Below are 1,554 nucleotides of genomic sequence, written 5' to 3'. Positions count from 1 at the left end.
TCTCCCCTGCCATCCGCCTTCCCCTCCTTTTCCGCCTTCCCCTCCTTTTCCGTCGCCGCGCGCCTCATCAGCACCGACGCCGCTGCGTTGGCGAACGCGGCGAGCAGTGCGAGGACGACGGTGAGCGCGTTCACCCCGTGCGTCACCCGAACCGTGCGGCAAGGCGGCGGTACAGCGCGGGCGCGGCGCCGCGGATCCGGCCGGGCAGACGGGTCCAGCCGGGGACGTACACCTCGTCCCGGCCCCGGGACACCGCCTCCCACACCGCGTCGGCGACCCGGCTCGCCGGGACGGGCCTGGGCCTCGAGCGCCGGTAGGGCACCCCGCGGCGGTCGAAGAACGGCGTGTCGACCACTCCGGGCACCACATGGCTGATGCCGACCCCGGTGCCGCGCAGCTCGTAGCGCACGGCGTCGGTGAAGGCGCCGAGCGCGGCCTTGGTGGCGGAGTAGACCGCCTCGTCGCGGACACCGACCGTGCCGGCCAGCGAGCCGATGACGACCACGCGGCCCGTGCCCCGCCTGATCATCTGCGGCAGCAGCAGCCGGACCAGGCGCAGGGTGGCCCGTACGTTGACGTCGAACACCTCGTCGATGGCGTGCTCCGGCATGCTGCTGAACGGCCCGGCCCAGCCGATGCCCGCGCCCGCCACCAGAAGGTCCACGTGGCCGACGCTGTCGAGTGCGAACTCGGCCAGCCGCCGCTCGGCGTCCTGGCCGGACAGGTCCACCGGGTAGACGACGGCGGAGGTGCCGCGGGCGACCTCCTCCAGCCGGCCGCGGTCGCGTCCGTTGAGCACCAGGCGCCAGCCGCCCTCCGCGGCGAGCCGCCGGGCGACGGCCGCGCCGATCCCGGACGAGGCGCCGGTCACCAGCGCTCCTCCGCCGGGCATCGCCGGGCCGGTGGGCCGGCGGCGTACGGTGCTCAGCTCCGCGGGTGCCTCGACGGGCGTGCCGGAGCCGGACCGTACGCGGGAGGAGGCGTGGGACATCGGAACGCACCTCGGGGGGTCGGACGGGACCGAGGGCCGCGGTGCGGCCCCGGCGGTCCGGGACGGCCTGCAGGGTGGTGAAGTATCCCCGGGGCCGTGCCCGAAACCTGGGAGGGTGGCGGGGTGTGTCCGCCGTTTGACTGCGGTGGGTGAGGGTTACTCACTTCCAGTGTCGTCCGAATCATTCGTGCCGCCACCGCTGCCCGCCGCTCGGGAGCCCGTGGCCGGCCCTCAGCCCGTCCGCCCCGGCCCGGCGACGCCACCGGAGGCCGAGCGGCTGCTCGTCGTCTCCGCGAGCATGGGGGCGGGCCATGACACGGTGGCCGCCGAGCTGGCCCGCCGTGCCCGCGCCGCCGGCAAGCAGGCCCGTGTCGTCGACGTGCTGGCCCTGCTGCCGTACGGCCTGGGCGGCGGTCTGCGCGGCTTCTACCAGGCGGCCGTCCGGGAGGCCCCCTGGGTCTACGCCGGCATCTACGACTTCTTCCTGCGGCCCGTGCCCCGCCTGATCATCTGCGGCAGCAGCAGCCGGACCAGGCGCAGGGTGGCCCGTACGTTGACGTCGA

The 1,554-nt window shown here is 75.2% G+C and carries 1 protein-coding gene and 1 pseudogene; one reads left to right on the top strand and one right to left on the bottom strand.

Features of this window, described 5'->3' with window-relative positions; genetic code table 11:
• Positions 1-142: 142 nt before the first annotated feature.
• Complete coding sequence (locus tag C1I97_RS36970) at positions 143-991, bottom strand: SDR family NAD(P)-dependent oxidoreductase (protein ID WP_111007245.1); 849 nt, start codon at positions 989-991, stop codon at positions 143-145.
• Positions 992-1,211: 220 nt separating this feature from the next.
• Between C1I97_RS36970 and C1I97_RS42275 the strand changes: the two are divergent.
• Positions 1,212-1,554 (top strand): annotated as a pseudogene (locus C1I97_RS42275) (hypothetical protein); the annotation flags it as partial.

Source organism: Streptomyces sp. NTH33 (genome assembly GCF_003236365.1).
Classification (GTDB): Bacteria; Actinomycetota; Actinomycetes; order Streptomycetales; family Streptomycetaceae; genus Streptomyces.
Note: the sequence above shows the minus strand (reverse complement) of the source record. Positions and strands in the feature narration are given on the sequence as shown.

Excerpts from the sequence above, each read along its gene's own strand:
- C1I97_RS36970 (WP_111007245.1), bottom strand. The coding sequence starts at position 991 with ATGTCCCACGCCTCCTCCCGCGTACGGTCCGGCTCCGGCACGCCCGTC.